The organism is Rahnella aceris (assembly GCF_011684115.1).
Classification (GTDB): Bacteria; Pseudomonadota; Gammaproteobacteria; order Enterobacterales; family Enterobacteriaceae; genus Rahnella; species Rahnella aceris.
The window spans coordinates 39,383-57,349 of record NZ_JAADJV010000007.1 but is presented as its reverse complement, the minus strand read 5'-3'; the positions used below and the strand labels follow the sequence as shown (position 1 = coordinate 57,349).

15 protein-coding genes and 4 tRNA genes are annotated in these 17,967 nt (G+C 53.6%); 6 read left to right on the top strand and 13 right to left on the bottom strand.

All coding sequences use genetic code 11. The features are described 5' to 3' along the window. Positions 1 to 46 precede the first annotated feature (46 nt). Complete coding sequence (gene rarD, locus GW591_RS22865; protein ID WP_166861400.1) at positions 47 to 961, top strand: EamA family transporter RarD; 915 nt, start codon at positions 47 to 49, stop codon at positions 959 to 961. On the opposite strand, the gene GW591_RS22860 is transcribed toward rarD, so the two are convergent. Together GW591_RS22860 and corA are read right to left on the bottom strand one after the other, a co-directional pair. After that, on the bottom strand, positions 926 to 1,993 hold the full coding sequence (locus GW591_RS22860; RefSeq protein ID WP_013577511.1) for an AbrB family transcriptional regulator: 1,068 nt from the start codon (positions 1,991 to 1,993) through the stop codon (positions 926 to 928). The genes rarD and GW591_RS22860 overlap by 36 nt on opposite strands. A gap of 6 nt (positions 1,994 to 1,999) precedes the next feature. Further along, positions 2,000 to 2,950 (bottom strand): magnesium/cobalt transporter CorA, encoded by a 951-nt coding sequence (gene corA, locus GW591_RS22855; RefSeq protein WP_013577512.1) that lies wholly within the window; start codon positions 2,948 to 2,950, stop codon positions 2,000 to 2,002. 419 nt (positions 2,951 to 3,369) lie between these two features. Here corA and GW591_RS22850 point away from each other — a divergent pair, with 419 nt between their 5' ends. Continuing rightward, positions 3,370 to 3,846 carry a WbuC family cupin fold metalloprotein gene (locus GW591_RS22850; RefSeq protein ID WP_013577513.1) on the top strand — a complete coding sequence of 159 codons (477 nt, stop codon included), beginning with the start codon at positions 3,370 to 3,372 and terminating at the stop codon, positions 3,844 to 3,846. Positions 3,847 to 3,988: 142 nt separating this feature from the next. On the opposite strand, the gene uvrD is transcribed toward GW591_RS22850, so the two are convergent. The 7 genes from uvrD to GW591_RS22815 form a co-directional block, all read right to left on the bottom strand. Then, positions 3,989 to 6,151: a DNA helicase II gene (gene uvrD / locus GW591_RS22845; RefSeq protein ID WP_166861398.1), complete on the bottom strand. Its 2,163-nt coding sequence runs from the start codon at positions 6,149 to 6,151 to the stop codon at positions 3,989 to 3,991. A 96-nt stretch (positions 6,152 to 6,247) separates the two neighbouring features. After that, a complete protein-coding gene (gene yigB / locus GW591_RS22840) occupies positions 6,248 to 6,964 on the bottom strand; it encodes a 5-amino-6-(5-phospho-D-ribitylamino)uracil phosphatase YigB (protein ID WP_037035464.1) in 717 nt (238 codons plus the stop codon). Further along, a complete protein-coding gene (gene xerC / locus GW591_RS22835) occupies positions 6,964 to 7,875 on the bottom strand; it encodes a tyrosine recombinase XerC (protein WP_119262182.1) in 912 nt (303 codons plus the stop codon). The genes yigB and xerC overlap by 1 nt, the downstream gene beginning before the upstream one ends. Beyond that, positions 7,872 to 8,576 (bottom strand): DUF484 domain-containing protein, encoded by a 705-nt coding sequence (locus tag GW591_RS22830; RefSeq protein WP_013577517.1) that lies wholly within the window; start codon positions 8,574 to 8,576, stop codon positions 7,872 to 7,874. Before GW591_RS22830 ends, xerC begins: the two co-directional genes overlap by 4 nt. Next, complete coding sequence (gene dapF / locus GW591_RS22825; protein WP_013577518.1) at positions 8,573 to 9,397, bottom strand: diaminopimelate epimerase; 825 nt, start codon at positions 9,395 to 9,397, stop codon at positions 8,573 to 8,575. The genes GW591_RS22830 and dapF overlap by 4 nt, the downstream gene beginning before the upstream one ends. Positions 9,398 to 9,493: 96 nt before the next feature. Further along, on the bottom strand, positions 9,494 to 9,697 hold the full coding sequence (gene lptM, locus GW591_RS22820) for an LPS translocon maturation chaperone LptM (protein ID WP_013577519.1): 204 nt from the start codon (positions 9,695 to 9,697) through the stop codon (positions 9,494 to 9,496). A 158-nt stretch (positions 9,698 to 9,855) separates the two neighbouring features. After that, entirely contained in the window at positions 9,856 to 12,414 is a 2,559-nt protein-coding gene (locus tag GW591_RS22815; RefSeq protein WP_013577520.1) for a class I adenylate cyclase, read from the bottom strand. 327 nt (positions 12,415 to 12,741) lie between these two features. Here GW591_RS22815 and hemC point away from each other — a divergent pair, with 327 nt between their 5' ends. Genes hemC through hemY form a run of 4 tightly spaced genes read left to right on the top strand, consistent with a single transcriptional unit; the run spans position 12,742 to position 16,794 of the window. Next, positions 12,742 to 13,683: a hydroxymethylbilane synthase gene (hemC, locus tag GW591_RS22810; RefSeq protein WP_119262183.1), complete on the top strand. Its 942-nt coding sequence runs from the start codon at positions 12,742 to 12,744 to the stop codon at positions 13,681 to 13,683. Next, positions 13,680 to 14,429 (top strand): uroporphyrinogen-III synthase, encoded by a 750-nt coding sequence (gene hemD / locus GW591_RS22805; protein WP_037035461.1) that lies wholly within the window; start codon positions 13,680 to 13,682, stop codon positions 14,427 to 14,429. The genes hemC and hemD overlap by 4 nt, the downstream gene beginning before the upstream one ends. Before the next feature lie 13 nt (positions 14,430 to 14,442). Continuing rightward, positions 14,443 to 15,594, top strand: a complete 1,152-nt coding sequence (hemX, locus tag GW591_RS22800) for a uroporphyrinogen-III C-methyltransferase (RefSeq protein ID WP_166861396.1) — start codon at positions 14,443 to 14,445, stop codon at positions 15,592 to 15,594. Positions 15,595 to 15,597: 3 nt separating this feature from the next. Further along, on the top strand, positions 15,598 to 16,794 hold the full coding sequence (gene hemY, locus GW591_RS22795) for a protoheme IX biogenesis protein HemY (RefSeq protein ID WP_013577524.1): 1,197 nt from the start codon (positions 15,598 to 15,600) through the stop codon (positions 16,792 to 16,794). A 590-nt stretch (positions 16,795 to 17,384) separates the two neighbouring features. Here the strand turns inward: hemY and GW591_RS22790 are convergent. The 4 genes from GW591_RS22790 to GW591_RS22775 form a co-directional block, all read right to left on the bottom strand. Further along, positions 17,385 to 17,461 (bottom strand) — tRNA-Pro (locus GW591_RS22790). A 59-nt stretch (positions 17,462 to 17,520) separates the two neighbouring features. Beyond that, a tRNA-Leu gene (locus GW591_RS22785) sits at positions 17,521 to 17,606 on the bottom strand. Positions 17,607 to 17,635: 29 nt separating this feature from the next. Beyond that, a tRNA-His gene (locus tag GW591_RS22780) sits at positions 17,636 to 17,711 on the bottom strand. 65 nt (positions 17,712 to 17,776) lie between these two features. Continuing rightward, a tRNA-Arg gene (locus GW591_RS22775) sits at positions 17,777 to 17,853 on the bottom strand. Positions 17,854 to 17,967 lie beyond the last annotated feature (114 nt).

Here is a 17,967-nt window from a genome sequence, read left to right as displayed (position 1 = left end):
ATCAGGTAAACTCGCTTCTTTCCTTACTCTTTTTTCAGGTACCCACATGGACGCACACCGTACCCGGCAAGGTGTTATTTTTGCCTTTATCGCCTATCTGATCTGGGGGATCGCGCCGGCGTATTTCAAGCTCATCAAACAGGTTCCGGCGGATGAAATTCTGACTCACCGGGTGATCTGGTCTTTCTTCTTTATGTTAGTGCTGCTCTCCGTCAGCCGCAGCTGGGGCGATGTCCGCCGGGTATTGGCACAACCGAAGAAAATCGGCATGTTACTGATTACCGCCCTGCTTGTCGGTGGGAACTGGCTGATTTTTATTTGGGCAATTAATCATAATCACATTCTGGAAGCCAGCCTCGGCTACTTTATCAATCCGCTGGTGAATGTGGTGCTTGGCATGCTGTTTTTGCGTGAACGATTCCGAAGTTTGCAATGGTTCGCCGTGGCGCTGGCTTTCGCCGGGGTGCTGGTGCAGGTGTGGGTATTTGGTTCCGTGCCGGTCATCACCATCGGGCTGTCCCTGACATTCGCCTTCTATGGCCTGCTGCGTAAAAAAATAGGCGTAGATTCGCAAACCGGGATGCTGATTGAAACCCTCTGGTTGCTGCCGGTGGCCGGGATTTATCTGTTCTTTATTGCCCACAGCCAGACCAGCAATCTGGCAGCGAATCCGTGGTCTCTGGATTTATTGCTGATGGCGGCCGGGATTATCACCACCATTCCGCTACTGTTCTTTACCGCCGCCGCTGCCCGGCTGAAGCTCTCCACGCTGGGCTTTTTCCAGTATCTCGGGCCAACGCTGATGTTCCTGCTGGCCGTGGTGTTTTACGGTGAAACCGTCAACACCTCACAACTTATCACCTTCGGCTTTATCTGGGTGGGACTGCTGTGCTTTATCGGCGATGCGCTCTACACGCAGGGGCGTTTACGACGAGGAAGAAGCGGACACAGCACTGCGTGAGATAAAGCGCGCCATCGCGGGGCCGGTTGCCAGGATGGTGATCAGACGCAGCGTCTGCATCGCCATCACAAAACCTAAATCGGCGTGGCTGCCCGCCGCAATAATCGCCACGGTGTCCAGCCCGCCCGGGCTGGTCGCCAGATAAGCCGTCAGCATATCGACGTGCAAAAGTTTGGTCAGCACCCATGCCATGCCCCCGCAAATCAGCATCAGTCCGATAATCGAGGCAATCATCTGAGGCAGCGTGCGTAAGGCCAGTTTGAAAATCGGACGCGTAAAGCGCAGCCCGACACTCCAGCCAATCAGCGTGTACGCCATCGCCAGCAGCCATTCCGGCACTTCTAAGGTCACCGTTCCGGTGGAATGCAAAACCGCGCCGACAATGGCCGGAAGCAGCAGCGCGCCGGAAGGGATACGCAGGCGCGGCCCCAGCCAGACACCGGCTACTGCCAGAAATAGCGTGGCAAAGAAACGCCAGGTGAGCGGCGGGAACCAGACCACTGCCGCCGCCAGCGATGCGCTGTCGCCCATAGCCATACGCGCAACAAATGCGGCAGCCGTGGCAACAAACAACACGCGCAGATACTGCATAAACGCCACCAGACGGACATCCGCACCGAAATCACCGGCCATCGCGACCATGGCGCTGGCACCGCCGGGTGATGAACCCCACGCGCCGGTCGGGCCGGGTAACTGGCTAAAACGTACCAGCAACCAGCCGGAAAGTCCGCTGGCAAGCAGCGTCGCCACCAGCACCATCAGCACCAGCGGCCAGTCATTGAGTAACGGTGGCAGAATCGAGGGCGACAGACTTTGCGCGATCATACAGCCCAAAATGCCCTGCGATATTTTGAAGAACAGCGGATGAATACGCACGCTGGCACCCAATAAACCCATGACGACGCCGACAATCATCGGCCCGAGCAGGAGCGCAGCGGGAACGTGGAAGGTCTGAAAAATAATGCCCAGAATCAGTGAGGAAACGACGAGGATAAACCACTGCCCCGCCGGAACCATCCTTTCCATCAGCATGGTCGGTTATAACCAGTTTTTACGTTTGAAGTACAGGTAAGGCGCCAGCCCGGCGAGGATCATCAGCGCAATCGCGCCCGGATAACCGAATGACCATTTCAGTTCCGGCATGAATTCAAAGTTCATCCCGTAACTGGAAGCCACCAGCGTTGGCGGCAGGAACACCACCGAAACCACCGAGAAAATCTTAATAATGCGGTTCTGTTCGATGTTGATAAAACCCATCGCCGCCTGCATCAGGAAGTTAACTTTCTGGAACAGGGATTCGTTGTGCGGCAACAGGGATTCGATATCGCGTAATACTTCACGTGCCTGCTCAAGCTGACCTGCGGGTAAACGAGCCTTACGCACCAGGAAATTCAGCGCGCGCTGGGTATCCATCAGACATAAACGCACTTTCCAGCCGATATCTTCCAGTTCTGCCAGCGTGGAAAGTGCAGCATCGTATTCGTCGCCCTGATGCCCTTCCATGATCACGCGGCTGAGTTTTTCCAGATCACTGTAGATATTTTCAATTTCATCCGCCAGTTGCTCTATTTTAGTTTCGAACAAATCCAGCAGCAGTTCATAGGCGTTGCCGTCAACCAGCGTCTGGTTGCGGGCACGCATACGGTAGAGACGAAATGCCGGTAATTCGCGCTCACGCAGGGTATACAGACGACCTTCGCGCACGGTAAATGCCACGGTGCTGTTGCCGGCATGATCTTCGGCATCTTCATAGTAAAAGAAGGAGTGAATGTGCAGGCCGTCTTCATCTTCAAAGAAACGTGCAGAAGCTTCGATGTCGTCCAGTTCAGGACGTGTCGCCAGGCTTTGCCCTAATTCACTTTGAACGCGCTCACGCTCCAGCTCGTCAGGTTCGACCAAATCCACCCACAATGAGGTTTTGAGATCGTCTGACTCGTCCAGCTCTAAACGGGATAAGCGGCTGTTTTCTAATTTAAAAGCACTCAGCATGTGCCCGTTCTCCCAAAAATGACAGAAAGTGGACAACGCGTTGAAGCACAGAAAATCACGGGGTGAGAATTGTCACCGGCGTAATTCAGACCAAATTCAGATCTGACTCACAGCGACAGAACGGGGGTCGCTGACAACCACTAAGGCCATCAGCAAAGAGGAGGGCCTTAGAAGTGGTACCTAATGAACAGGTTATTGAGCCAGTATCTACTGGGTGTGTCCAAGGCGAAGTTCCTCATTGATAATAGTGCGCGCATGTTACGCCGGGAATAAAAAGACTGTCAACCGCGAACAAATCTATTCTGGCAACATTTATGCATAAATTTCAGGCTGGCCTGATAACCTTACCGGCTTATCGGAGGGTGCTTTTTTGGCTACACTCAATGCCCTGATCTCCCCTCACTTTTCAGATACCCAAAATGATTAAGCAGATAAACCAAGATACGTTATGCGACCTGATCACCAAGGCGGCGCATTCACCGCGACTGCGTCAAAATCTGAATATGCATCCGGCGCCTGAAGATGACGTTCAGCGTCTGGCCATCGCCATGGAACCCGGCACTTATGTGCGCATTCACCGCCATCCACACACCTGGGAAATGCTGACCGCCCTGCGTGGTCGCTTTCTGGTACTGATTTACGATAACAGCGGCGAAGTCACCGACCGCCTGTGGCTCGGCGCAGAAACCCGTCTGCTGGAAATCCCGGCCAATACCTGGCACAGCGTGCTATCTCTCGACGAAGGCGGCGTGATTTTTGAAGTGAAACACGGTGCGTATCAGCCAGTTCAGGAACAGGATTATCTGCCAGGCACCCCGCCGGAAGGCGAAGAAGGTGTCAAAGAAACGCTGGAATGGTATGCGAAAGCCGAAGTGGGTGAAACATTTAGCCTCTGACCTTTCGGCTCCTCCCCCTGCGAAGGGGGAGGATGGGAGGGGGTTTTACAGACAAAACAGGAGATTAAGCGCGCTTAAACGTTGGTTTTTGACCTTAATACCCCACCCCAACCCTCCCCTTCGCAGGGGAGGGAGTTAAAAATCAGACGGCTTCGAGGCGGGCGTAGGCGGCAACCAGCCACTTAATCCCTTCGCCCGGGAACGCCACTTGTAACCGGCTGTGTTCGCCGCTGCCTTCCATATTGACGATAGTACCTTCGCCGAATTTAGGATGCACAACGCGCTGGCCGAGTTTGAAGCCGGTGTCGCTGACGCTGGTTGGCGTGCCGACGCTGCGGTTGCTCATCGGGCGTGACACACTGGCGCGCATCCTGACTTCTTCGACACAATCTTCCGGCAGTTCGCCGACAAAACGTGACGGGCGATGAGACACTTCTTTGCCGTATAAACGGCGGGTTTCCGCGTAGGTCAGGGTCAATTTTTGCATAGCGCGGGTGACGCCGACATACGCCAGACGGCGTTCTTCTTCCAGACGTCCGCCTTCTTCCAGCGACATCTGGCTCGGGAACATGCCCTCTTCCATGCCGACGATAAACACCTGCGGGAACTCCAGCCCTTTCGCCGAGTGTAGTGTCATTAACTGCGTCGCATCCTGATTGGCATCCGCCTGCCCTTCGCCCGCTTCCAGCGCGGCATGGGACAGAAACGCCTGCAGCGGCATCAGATCTTCGTCTTCATCCTGATAGCTGAACTGGCGTGTTGCTGTCACCAGTTCCTCTAAGTTTTCGATTCGCGCCTGCCCTTTTTCGCCTTTTTCCTGCTCATACATGATGAACAGGCCGGAATCTTTAATCACCCGGTCAGTCTGCACGTGCAGCGGCATATCTGAGGTTTCATGCGCCAGTGCGTCAACCAGTTCGGTGAAGCGTTGCAGTGAAGATGCCGCACGACCTGCCAGCACTTTTTCCTGCAACAGCGCGCAGGTGGCCTGCCACATGGTCATCTGACGATCACGTGCTGTCTGGCGCACCACATCCAGCGTGCGGTCGCCGATGCCGCGCGTCGGTGTGTTCACCACGCGCTCAAAAGCGGCATCGTCATTGCGGTTCGACATCAATCGCAGATACGCCAGCGCATCTTTGATTTCCTGACGGTCGAAGAACCGCTGACCGCCATAAATACGGTATGGCATCGCCATCTGCAATAAGGCTTCTTCCAGCACACGCGACTGGGCGTTGCTGCGGTAAAGAATGGCGCAATCTTTCAGCGCACCGCCGTTGTCCTGCCAGGTTTTGATGCGGTTAACCACAAAGCGCGATTCATCCAGTTCGTTGAACGCGCAATAGAGTGAAATCGGTTCGCCTTCGCCGTCCTCGGTCCACAGGTTTTTACCCATACGGCCATTGTTGTTTTCAATCAGTGAGTTGGCAGCTTTCAGGATGGTGCTGGTTGAACGGTAGTTCTGCTCCAGACGGATGGTTTGTGCATTCGGGAAATCTTTCAGGAAGCGCTGGATGTTTTCAACCTGCGCACCGCGCCAGCCGTAAATCGACTGGTCATCATCACCCACGATCATCACATTATTGTTGTCACCTGCCAGCAGGCGGATCCACGCGTACTGAATGCTGTTGGTGTCCTGGAATTCGTCCACCATCAGGTTGGTAAAACGTTCGCGGTAATGCTGCAAAATATGCGGCTTGTTCAGCCAGAGTTCGTGGGCGCGCAGCAACAGCTCGGCAAAATCCACCAGCCCGGCACGGTCACAAGCTTCCTGATAGGCCTGATAAATGCGTAACCAGGTCGCTTCAACGGGATTGTTGTAGGTTTCGACATGCTGCGGGCGCAGACCTTCGTCTTTTTTGCCGTTGATGTACCACATCGCCTGACGCGGGGGCCATTGTTTATCGTCGATGTTCAGGGCTTTGATCAGGCGTTTGATCAGACGTATCTGGTCATCACTGTCGAGGATCTGGAAATCCTGTGGCAAATTGGCGTCTAAATGGTGTGCACGCAGCAAACGGTGCGCGAGGCCGTGGAAGGTACCAATCCACATGCCGCCCTGACTGGTGCCGATCAGCTGGTCGATACGGTGGCGCATTTCTGCCGCCGCTTTATTGGTAAATGTGACGGCCATAATAGAATACGGCGAGCACTTTTCTACCGCCAGCAACCACGCTATGCGGTGAACCAGCACGCGGGTTTTGCCACTGCCTGCTCCGGCCAGCACCAACAGATTGCTGCGCGGCGCGGCCACGGCTTCACGTTGTTTTTCATTCAGGCTGTCGAGCAGGTCAGAAACGTCCATAGGCACCGTTTGTCAGATGAGAAAAGCACTCACGCGAAAATTATCGCCGCGAATGCATTTCCACTGTGAATTTATACAGAGTAATTTAAGAAGGGATTATAGCAATGCTGTCAGCGATGCCAACTGCGAAATCTCAATATGCGGTAACAGACGGGCATCGTTAATGTGCATCAGGTCGCCTTCGCGCAAATTAATCCAGCATGATTGCATCCCGCAACGCACCGCGCCCGCGACGTCTGTCGTCAGGTCATCGCCCACATGCAGAATGTTTTCCAGCGGGATATCCAGCTTCATCGACGTTTTTTTATACATGTCGGCGTAAGGTTTGGCACGGCCATGATCGCCCGCCCGCAACGTAAACTGGAAATATTGCGCCAGACCACAGGCGTGCGGATCGGCATTGCCGTTAGTGATAGCAACCAGCGGCCAGCGTTCGGCCAGCGCCGCCAGCGCGTCGTGATTTTCCTGCGGAACATAAATCCTGCTGCGCCACTTCGCGAAGGTTTCCATTGTGGCTTTGGTGCCCTGTTCAGCCTCACTGCGACTCAGACCCGCGCGGGTCATCGCCAGCAAAACCGCCTGACGGCGCCATTCGGTGACGTCGTGATAAATCTCCGCGTCCTGCGCCAGTAATTCTGCACGCATCAGGCGGACAGTATCCGGTGCCATATCCGTCAGCGCCGGATGGAAACCCTGCATGAATTTCAGCGTTTCGGTATCGGTACGGCGGATAACGTCGTAATTGTCATACAGCGTGTCGTCTAAATCGAAGGTGATCGCTTCAATGCGTTTCAGCGGACGATAGAACTTCATCAGGATTTTCCTCGTTTTGCGCGGGGATGCGCGGCGTCGTAAACCGTCGCCAAATGTTGAAAGTCGAGGTGGGTATAGATTTGGGTGGTGGACAGATTCGCGTGCCCCAGCAGTTCCTGTACCGCGCGTAGATCCCCGCTGGATTCCAGCACGTGCGTGGCAAAAGAATGTCGTAGTTTATGCGGATGAATATGGCTGTTAACGCCCTGTTTCACGCCCCATTCAGCAAACCGCTTTTGCACGTTACGCGCAGAAATACGGCTGCCTTTGCTCGACAAAAACATCGCGTCATCCTGCGGATTAAAATCAGCGCGGCGTTCCAGCCAGTGTTCGAGCCAGGTGACAGCCGTTCGCCCGATCGGCACTTTGCGCTCTTTGCTGCCTTTACCCAACACGCGCACTTCGCCGGAGGCCATATCGATATGTTTGCAGTCGATACCCACCAGTTCCGAAAGACGCAGCCCGCCGCCATACATCACTTCCAGCATCGCGCGGTCACGCACGGAAAGCGGATCATTGAGATCGATGTCCAGCAGTTTATTCACTTCATCGACATCAAGATTTTTTGGCAAATGCTTGGGTGAACGCGGCGTGGAAATGCCTTTGGCAGGATTGGCGCTTAATACGCCCTGACGCACCAGCCAGTCAAGAAAGCTGCGCAGCGAAGACATGCGCAGCGCCAGACTGGATGGCCCCAAACCGGCGCGTTTACTGCGCGCCAGTAACATGCGGACTTTTGGCGCATCGAGTTGCTGCCAGTTGGAAATACCGATCTCGCCGGAGATGGCGATCAGGGCTTCTAACTGGCGGCTGTAATTGGTGGTGGTAAGCGGGCTGAGCTGGCGTTCAACATGCAGGTAACGCAGAAACGCCTCGACTGCGGGATAGAGAGGCGATTCGGTGTGATTCATACGCGTTCGATCCAGCGTTCCAGCAGGCCAGGTAACATTTTTGCCAGTTGGTTGAGTAGCACCGTGCCCATTCCTGGCTGATAATGCTGGGGATCACGGCTGCTGAAAATCAGCACGCCCAGCTCACCCTGTTCGCCCATCAGCGACAGTGCGACGGAACCCACGGCTTTCGCCTGCGGCAATAACAGCAGTAATTCCGGACCGTTCAGGCCGCCGAGATAATGCGGCGTTTCACCCAGACGCTGGATGCGCATGGATTCAAACGCGCTGCGGCTCACCGCAAGATGAGTGAAATCTGATGGCGCGCCGATGCGCCAGCCTTCACTGAACAAGCGCACATTGGCGCCCGCCAGCCCCAGACTGCGTGCCCAGCGTTGCAGGCGGTTAAGCATATCCTGCAAACTGCTGGCCGCCGCAAGCGTGGCCTGAAGCTCGATCATCCGCCCGAACAACGCTTCGTTGACCGAAGCCTGCTCCATCAGCAAGGTAATTTCTTCTTCAAGCTGGGCAATCTGATGACGCTGACGTCCGAGTTGCCATTCAACCAGCGAAATACTGCCTTTCACCGGATGCGGTACGTGCATCTGCTCGACGCTGCGCGCATTGCGAATAAAGAAATCCGGGTTTTGCAGCAGATATTGCATCACGCTGTCATCGTCGAGAGCTATTACCGGTTCAATCTGGTCATCAAGATTGTTCATAGATGAATAAATCCGTCGTAAACATGAGTGGCAGGTCCGGTCATATAAAGCGGATGACCCGGCCCTTTCCAGCGAATGTCGAGGCTGCCTCCCGGCAGTTCCACCTGAACTTCTTCTGCGAGTAAACCTTGCTGAATGCCAACCGCCACAGCCGCGCAGGCACCACTTCCGCATGCCTGTGTTTCACCGGCACCGCGCTCGTACACGCGCAATTTTACGCTTTCCGGGCTGAGGATCTGCATGAAACCGACGTTCACACGCTCAGGAAAACGGTCATGACTTTCCAGCATCGGTCCGAGAACCTCGACTTCTGCTGTCAGCACATCATCCACCTGTAATACGCAATGCGGGTTTCCCATCGACACCACACCGCAAAATACTGTGCGCTCTTCTGCACGCAGAATATAGGTCTTTTCCGGTTTCGCTGCACGGAAAGGCACCTGTTGCGGCTCGAAAACCGGCTCGCCCATGTTGACCTGCACTTCTTCATCTTCGGTGACAGTCAGCACCATGCGGCCGGTCTGCGTGCTGACGCGGATATCACGTTTGTTTGTCAGACCTTTAATGCGGACAAAGCGGGCAAAACAGCGCGCACCATTACCACACTGCGCGACTTCACTGCCGTCCGCGTTAAAAATACGGTAATGAAAGTCTAATTCGGGATCGTAAGGAGGTTCCACCACCAGTAACTGGTCAAAACCTACGCCACGGTGACGGTCAGACAAACGACGGATCAACTCGGGAGAAAAATAGACATTTTGAGTGACGGCATCAACGACCATAAAATCGTTACCCAGGCCGTGCATTTTGGAGAACTGCATAACTGACTCCGTTTACCGCTGGTCAAATCCAGTCGCGATGATCCTTTAAGAAGAGGGTTCTGCCAGCATGGCACGAAACCCCCGACAATTTGCTGGTCAATCTCTGGAGTTCGTCGTGAGGCTTTCTGGTGATACCCCTTTTTCCTGCGACGAACCATCGTTCGCCGTACCCGGAACATTGCTGGTTTTTTGCGTGGCTGATTTTTCCGGCGGTGGGAAATACAACGGCCCTTTAAGTCCGCAACCGGAGAGAGAAAAGAGTATTGTCGCGGCCAGAGACCAGCGTAAAGCGTTTTTCATTTTATGAATGCCCGTAATTCATGCGACCAAGCTCTCTATAATCGCAGGTGGATCATGAAAAGCAACAGGAATCGACAAAACCCCCGGGCACATTTTCAGGGTTTAAAGCGCAGGAAAGCCGGATAATCTGCCACATGTCCGTGATACGGACACCTTTTCTAATGCAACTGGAATTGCTGCTTCAGCCGCGAAGGTTCGACGTCGCTTTCAGGCAAGGTGGCGCAGGCGGCAGAGAGGGCATTGCTGCGAAAAGGGATCACCTGAATCCGGTCATCGAGCGACACAATTTGATAGAACTGCGGCAGGTTGAAGTTAATAAAGCTTGAGCCGTAGGTAAACCGGTCATGGGAAGATGAGTAGAACCGGCTGACATCGCGCACCAGATCCTCTTTGCTGCCTTCGCAGTGGTGATAGACCTCAACACGGTTGGATTCATCAAGAATGTAGATATTAAAGCCGATGTCATCCGAACTGTCTTCGAAGAAGAACTGAATGATCCCTTCGCTGGCGTAGCCGTCAATCACAGCGGGGAGATGCGCCTGATCGGTCTGCAATTTCACCGACAAACCGTGCAGTTTGTTGTTGGAAATCGCGCCATAGAATTCGATCGCATTCTCCAGCTTTTGCACAGAAACGCTGAGACGTTCAAAGAACAGTCCCCAGGTTTGCCCGGCAACACGCACGGCTTTGAAGCGCCCGGGTTCGAGTCGTTTGCTCGACAGGCGAAGCTCAATACATTCCGACACCAGTTGCTGAATCCGCGTACGGATAAGGCCACGTAAATGCTGACTGTAGCAGAACACTTCTACCGATTCCGGCGGTGCAGCATCCTGATGCATTTTGCCCAGGATAGTTTTCAGCGCTTCAAGCACCGCCTGTTCACCGCTGAAATGCAGCGTACGCACTTCATTCCATGAGTTGCGATAGAGCAGGTCAATACTGCCGACCATGCATTGCTGATTCTGCCCGAAACTGAAAACATCCAGCTTACGGAAATCAAAATGCACCACCTGATTGCGGAAAGCTGCGGTCGGATCGTGTTCCAGATTAACGATAATCGCTAAGTGACGAATTTCGCACGGGCTGTACAACGCTTTTGGCGTCGGTGCCGCCAGGCGCAGCGGGAAGTTGTGCGAAACATCCGCCACCAGTTCGCGCAGTTTGGCGATATCACACAAGCTGCCGCTTTTAATATGCAGGCGTGTCGTGGACGTCAGTAGTCCGTTGAAATAGGCCCACGCCACCAGTTTATTCAGATAGCGGTTATATTCCAGCGGCTGGTGGCTGACGATAGATTCCATCGACGGCGACTGATTATACAGATACCAGCCGGTGCGGTTCGCACGGCCAATCGGCACATGAATAAAGGTTAAATCGCTTTCTGACAGATCAGGTGAAATCTGCGGATTCACCAGCGTGACTTTACCCGGCAGCGCTTCAAACGCGGCGTACAACTTACGGGTCAGCACGCCGATATCCTGCGGGCTGGCACTGACGCTTAAATTGTTGCGACGGGCAAAGCGGATCAGGTTGCGATAGCTTTGCATCATGGCATCGAGCAGTTCGTTATGCGCTTCGCGCACACGCTCGATTTTCCAGTTCGCCCGGTTATCCAGCATAGCCAGACGTTCTTCATCCCATCCCCATTCAGCCACAAGCTGACTGAGAATTTCACGACGCCAGCCGACCGATGCCCGTGCACGGGAGAGTTTTTCGCAGACTTTTAAATAGAAACAACGGCGGACTAAATCAAGGCGGGTGAAATCTTCAATCTGGGTGAGATAACGGGTCACGCGGTCGAGCATCATACAATAGGAATCAAGCCCGAAGCAGACGATCTCACCCTGATGCAGGCGTTGTTTAATATCCATCGCCAGCAATTGCGTTTTAGGGTATTCCCAGGAGTATGTTTCCAGCAGCAACGTTTTGAGCACCGCTTTATAAGGAGAATCGATACTTTTATACAACTGCCACAAACTCGCGCCGAAATACTCCTCCGCTGACAGCGTACTGAGGCCACCGAGATCGAGCCATTCGTTTGGCGTCAGTGCGCCCTGCGCATACAGCGAAAGCACATATTCGTCGTAATGCGCTTCTTCTTCACCCGGCACCATATTCCATAGAATACGCTTACCGGCCAGACGGACGGCGGTACGGTAGAACTCGTCGAGCAATAAGATGTGCTGTGTTGAACCACAGTCTTCACCACCCAGGCTGCCACTTTCATTGTGGCGGAAGCGGTTTTCGTCGATCAGGAAGAAGCTGACTTCTACGCCCAGCGAGGCCGCCCATTTTTCTAACAGGCTGCATTTTTGCTGTAAGCGGTTACGCTCTTCGTTATCGAGCCAGGACTGATGGCAGACCCAGATATCCAGATCAGAGCTTTGACTCTGGCCAATGGAAGAGGTGCTGCCCATGGAATACACGCCAGTGATAGGCAATTCACCTTTCACAAGAGGTTCGAGCGCGCTGCCCCATTTATCTTCAAGGTCAGTCAGGTAGGTTTGCTGGGATTCATCAGGCGTGAAAACACAGATACCATGCGGAACCTTACCTTCAAGGTATCCCGGCATCAGAGGGTGATGTTGATGTAAAAAGACAGGAAGCAGCTGGTAGACCTGTTGAAACGCAGGACCCATTGCTGCCAGTGCGCGATCTACTCGTAACTGATTGATCGCATCCAATCTTTGCTTCAATGTCTCGATGTAGAGGTACAAGACGTTTCGCCTGATTATGTGTCTGGAAAGAACCCCGTTCCAAATCCGTCATTTATCGTGATGCTTATGCTTTGAACAACCGCGATTGTGCAAATAGTTGACGAATAATTGCTGGAAACGTGATCAATTTAACACCTTGCTGTTTGACCGTAAAGAAAGTAACGCACCACAATTACTCTTCCGCTTCTCTGGATTTTACCGTCTGTTCCGAAACGGAACAAATCTCTTCAACACCCGTTAACCTTCTTTTACGAATGGCTTCTTACGCTGACAGCTTTCTATTGTCAGTGGTAGGATGGGCACAGAGACAGTTAAACGGTATCAAACATGTTAGACAAAATCATTCGAATTGCCACCCGCCAGAGCCCGCTGGCTTTGTGGCAGGCACAATATGTTCAAAGCCGGCTGATGGCCTGTCATCCCGGTTTGCAGGTGGAACTGGTTCCAATGGTGACCAAAGGCGATATCATTTTAGATACCCCGCTGGCCAAAGTGGGTGGCAAAGGTTTGTTCGTCAAAGAGCTTGAACTGGCGATGCTCGATGGCCGTGCGGATATCGCCGTGCATTCCATGAAAGACGTGCCGGTAGAGTTTCCGGAAGGCCTGGGACTGGTCACTATTTGTGAACGCGAAGACCCGCGCGATGCTTTCGTCTCCAATCAGTACGCCAGTCTGGCGGATTTGCCACAAGGCAGTATTGTCGGAACATCGAGCCTGCGCCGTCAGTGTCAGTTGCGTCAGAAACGTCCTGATCTGGTGATCCGTGATCTGCGCGGCAATGTGGGCACCCGCTTATCCAAACTCGATAACGGTGAATACGATGCCATTATTCTGGCTGTCGCTGGCCTGAAACGTCTGGGTCTGGAAAACCGCATCACTTACGCACTGACACCGGAAGAGTGTCTGCCCGCTGTAGGACAAGGTGCCGTCGGTATCGAATGCCGCCTTGACGATCAAACTACCCGCGACTTGCTGGCACCACTGGCGCACCGTGAAACCACGTTACGTGTGCAAGCTGAACGGGCAATGAATATGCGTCTTGAAGGGGGATGTCAGGTGCCAATCGGCAGCTATGCCGAGCTGGAAGGTGACGAGCTCTGGCTTCGTGCGTTGGTCGGCGCACCGGATGGCAGTCAGATGGTGTGTGGAGAACGTCGCGGTCCGGCCGCTAACGCGCACCGCATGGGTGTCGACCTGGCAGAAGAGCTGCTCGCCAACGGCGCGCGCGAAATCCTGCATGAGGTCTATCAGGGGAACGTGCCTAAATGACCATTCTGGTCACCCGCCCCTCTCCGGCAGGAGAAGCACTGGTTAGCCGGCTGCGCGCTCTGGGGCGGGTTGCCTTCCATTCCCCGCTGATTGATTTTGCACCGGGGAACCAGCTCGCATCGCTTCCGAACCTGCTATCCTCATTAAATCAGCAAGATCTGGTGTTCGTGCTCTCGCAACATGCCGTCAGTTACGCTGACCGGGCTTTGCGCCAGTCCGCCACAAACTGGCCGGACACCGTGAATTATTTTGCCATTGGTCGCACCACTGGCCTGATTTTCCACCGGGTCAGCAGCCTGCCGGTTCTCTATCCTCAGGATGGCGAAACCAGCGAGACGCTATTGAATCTTCCGGCATTGCAACGCATACAGGGTAAAAAAGCGCTGATATTGCGCGGTAATGGCGGACGGGAGCTGTTAGCCGAAACGCTGACAGAACGCGGTGTCGATGTCACTTACTGCGAATGTTATCAGCGCAGCCCGGTTTACTACGATGCCAGTGAACAGAGTGCACTCTGGCAACGGGCCGGAGTTGATACGCTGGTCGTGACCAGCGGAGAAATGCTGCAACAGTTGTACCAGTTAGTTCCTGATTACTATCGAAATTCATGGTTACTGCGCTGTAATCTGGTGGTGGTCAGTGAACGTTTGGCAGCCCTTGCACGCCAGCTTGGCTGGAGCGCAATTCGGGTTGCTGAGAATGCAGACAATGATGCGCTGATCCGCGCATTACAACTACCTGACTAAGGGATGTGCCAAAATGACGGAACAAAAAAATCCTTCCGCGCCGGATGAGAATGTTGTTGTCTCCCCAGCGGTTGAGAGCCCCCAGCCAGACGCTTCCGACCTGGACAAGACGCTGAAAACGTTGCAGAAAAAGCAACGCACCGCGCCGGTACTGGGTGCTATAGCAATTGTATTGGTGATCGCGCTTGGCGCCGGTCTCTATTATCACGGCCACCAGCAGTCGCTGGCGCAGGTTGCCTCAGATGAAGCGCTTTCTGAACAACTCGATGCGCTGCAAAAAACCCAGCAGCAGGACAAACAACAAATCGCTGATCTGCTCGCTCAGCAGCAAAAAACCCGGCAAGAGGCCGATCGTCAGCAGGCTTCGTTTGGTCGTCAGCTAAATGAGCTACAAGACAAAGTCGCCAGCATTTCCGGCAGCGATGCCAAAACCTGGTTACTGGCGCAGGCCGATTATCTGGTGAAACTCGCTGGCCGCAAATTGTGGAGCGATCAGGATGTCACCACCGCTGCCGCACTGCTGAAAAGCGCAGATGCCAGCCTGGCCGACATGAACGATCCGAGCCTGATTGACGTGCGCCGTGCGCTGAACGAAGACGTGGGCAGCCTTTCTGCCGTTGCGCAGGTCGATTTCGACGGCATCATTCTCAAGCTGAATCAGCTATCGAATCAGGTGGATAACCTGCGCCTGGCCGACAATGACACTGACGATTCCCCGATGGACAATGACAGTTCCAGCTTGTCCAGCTCTCTGACCGAATGGCGTCAGAACCTGACCAAAAGCTGGCACAACTTTATGGATGACTTCATCACCATTCGCCGCCGTGATAGCAGCACAGAACCGCTCCTGGCACCGAATCAGGATGTGTACCTGCGCGAGAATATTCGCTCGCGTCTGCTGATTGCCGCACAAGCCGTTCCGCGTCATCAGGATGAAGTCTACAAACAGTCGCTGGAAAGCGTCTCAACCTGGGTTCGCGCCTACTTTGATACGTCCGATCCTTCGACCAAAGCGTTTCTTGAAGAACTGGACAATCTCAGCCAGCAATCTGTTTCGATGGACGTGCCGGAGGAGCTGAAAAGCCAGCCGATGCTGGAAAAACTGATGCAGACCCGCGTGCGTAACCTGCTTCAGCAGCCCGCCGCCGCCACGCAGGGGGAATAACACATGTTACGAGTTTTCGTGTTGTTCCTGATTGTGTTTGCCGGGATTATTGTCGGCCCGATTCTGGCCGGCCATCAGGGCTATGTCCTGATCCAAACCGACAATTACAATATTGAAACCAGCGTCACCGGTTTAGTCATCATGCTGATCGTGCTGATTGTGGTGCTGTTCTTGATTGAATGGATCCTGCGCCGCGTTTTGCGTACCGGTGCCCGTACCCGCGGCTGGTTTGCCGGGCGCAAAAGCTCTAAAGCGCGTAAGCAAACTCACGCAGCTATGCTCAAGCTGGCGGAAGGCGATCATCGTCAGATGGAGAAATTGCTGGCGCGCAATGCTGATCACGCCGAACAGCCGGTGGTGAACTATTTACTGGCAGCGGAAGCGGCGCAGCAGCGCGGCGACGATATCCGCACCAATCAGTATCTGGAGCGGGCGGCAGAAATCGCGGATATCGACCAGATGCCGGTCGATATCACCCGCGTACGTATCCAGCTGGCCAGAGGTGAAGTTCACGCAGCACGCCACGGCGTTGACCGTTTGCTGGGTCAGTCGCCACGTCATCCGGAAGTTTTACGTCTGGCAGAGCAGGCTTATCTTCTGACCGGCGCTTACGGTTCACTGCTGGAGATTTTACCGTCGATGGCGAAAGCCGATATTCATACCGACGATGAAATTCGTGTGCTTCAGGAGCAGGCTTATATCGGCATGATGAATCAGCTGATGGCTGAAGAAGGCAGCGAAGGCCTGAAGCGCTGGTGGAAAGATCAGAGCCGTAAAACCCGTCATGAAGTGGCCCTGCAGGTCGCAATGGCAACGCATCTGATTGAATGCAACGATCAGGATCTGGCACAGGAAGTGATCCTCGACGGGCTGAAACGCCAGTACGACGATCGGTTGGTCGCGCTGATGCCGAAGCTGCGTTCGGGTAATCCTGAGCAACTGGAAAAAACACTGCGTCAGTTGATCAAACAGAATGGCACAACGCCGCTGCTGAGCAGCACGCTAGGTCAGTTGCTGATGAAACACGGTGAATGGCAACAGGCGAGCGAAGCCTTCCGTGAGGCGCTGAAACAGCGTCCTGACGCGTATGATTACGCCTGGCTGGCTGATGCGCTGGACAAGCTGCATAAACCGGCAGAAGCAGCGGAGATGCGCCGTGAAGGGCTGATGCTAACCCTGAATAATTCGCAGCAACAGTAATAACCTTGCTGTCTGTAAAAGGCTCCTTCGGGAGCCTTTTTTATGTCGGTCGTAAATTTCAGACAAAAAAAACACTTGTCTGGAAGACAAGTGTCTAAAAACAATCAGGTCTAGGACAACAGATTTAGTGCCTCACTCAACGTTTTGCCTTCTGGATGATAGCGCTTGCGCGTTATCGGTCAGGATGACAATAGGCACTGTAAATTGGCTCTGCATCATTCCCAGGTTTATGAAGCCGGAGCAAACATAATAGGTGGAATGAGCATCTACGGCGAGAATATTGCAGGACGCGTGCCAATATGGCAAGAGTCCGTTTAAAATTTTTTATTTAACTGATAATTAACAGCTTTATTTTCACTAACCCTCAGCAGTCAATTTTTGGAAAGCCAGAGACTTCCCGTTAAACCGCCATTCTGTCGCCAGTGAGCGACGTGTGAATGTCAGCTTATGTGAAGCTTTATTTATCAACAAGATAAGTGTCTCCTGCAAGAGACAGGCATACAGCGGAATGTCGCAGATAAACAACAGGGTGAGTTGAGAAACTCCAGACGAAAAAAAACCTGCTTTAAAAAAGCAGGTTTCTTCGAAAGTGGTCGGCGAGAGAGGATTCGAACCTCCGACCCACTGGTCCCAAACCAGTTGCGCTACCAAGCTGCGCTACTCGCCGATGTCGTGCATCTTACTACTTTCTGACGCTAACTGCATCATTTAAATGTATTTTGTGTGTGGTGCGAAGGGAGGGACTCGAACCCTCACATCCGAAGGACACTAACACCTGAAGCTAGCGCGTCTACCAATTCCGCCACCATCGCATGTCACAATCACAAAATCATTTTTAGAGTGGGGTGGCTAATGGGACTCGAACCCACGACAACTGGAATCACAATCCAGGGCTCTACCAACTGAGCTATAGCCACCATATCTCTAACTAACGTGAATTGTCTGACTTCAACATTCCACCGCAACTCTAGCGCATACTAAATGGTGCGCCCGACAGGATTCGAACCTGAGACCTCTGCCTCCGGAGGGCAGCGCTCTATCCAGCTGAGCTACGGGCGCTTAGCGCCGTTGCGGGTGGGGATACTACGGTTTTAACGCTTGGCTGTCTAGTGCTTTTTATCAGAAATATTGCGTTTGATTACGCTTTATCCAATACGCAGTAAAAGTAAGCAT

Bases quoted from the DNA above. Each gene is read 5' to 3' on its own strand.
- GW591_RS22860 (WP_013577511.1), bottom strand. From the start codon at position 1,993: ATGCTGATGGAAAGGATGGTTCCGGCGGGGCAGTGGTTTATCCTCGTC.
- dapF (WP_013577518.1), bottom strand. From the start codon at position 9,397: ATGCAGTTCTCCAAAATGCACGGCCTGGGTAACGATTTTATGGTCGTT.
- hemD (WP_037035461.1), top strand. From the start codon at position 13,680: ATGACCATTCTGGTCACCCGCCCCTCTCCGGCAGGAGAAGCACTGGTT.
- xerC (WP_119262182.1), bottom strand. From the start codon at position 7,875: ATGAATCACACCGAATCGCCTCTCTATCCCGCAGTCGAGGCGTTTCTG.
- GW591_RS22850 (WP_013577513.1), top strand. From the start codon at position 3,370: ATGATTAAGCAGATAAACCAAGATACGTTATGCGACCTGATCACCAAG.
- uvrD (WP_166861398.1), bottom strand. From the start codon at position 6,151: ATGGACGTTTCTGACCTGCTCGACAGCCTGAATGAAAAACAACGTGAA.
- GW591_RS22830 (WP_013577517.1), bottom strand. From the start codon at position 8,576: ATGAACAATCTTGATGACCAGATTGAACCGGTAATAGCTCTCGACGAT.
- rarD (WP_166861400.1), top strand. From the start codon at position 47: ATGGACGCACACCGTACCCGGCAAGGTGTTATTTTTGCCTTTATCGCC.
- yigB (WP_037035464.1), bottom strand. From the start codon at position 6,964: ATGAAGTTCTATCGTCCGCTGAAACGCATTGAAGCGATCACCTTCGAT.
- hemX (WP_166861396.1), top strand. From the start codon at position 14,443: ATGACGGAACAAAAAAATCCTTCCGCGCCGGATGAGAATGTTGTTGTC.
- hemC (WP_119262183.1), top strand. From the start codon at position 12,742: ATGTTAGACAAAATCATTCGAATTGCCACCCGCCAGAGCCCGCTGGCT.
- lptM (WP_013577519.1), bottom strand. From the start codon at position 9,697: ATGAAAAACGCTTTACGCTGGTCTCTGGCCGCGACAATACTCTTTTCT.
- hemY (WP_013577524.1), top strand. From the start codon at position 15,598: ATGTTACGAGTTTTCGTGTTGTTCCTGATTGTGTTTGCCGGGATTATT.
- corA (WP_013577512.1), bottom strand. From the start codon at position 2,950: ATGCTGAGTGCTTTTAAATTAGAAAACAGCCGCTTATCCCGTTTAGAG.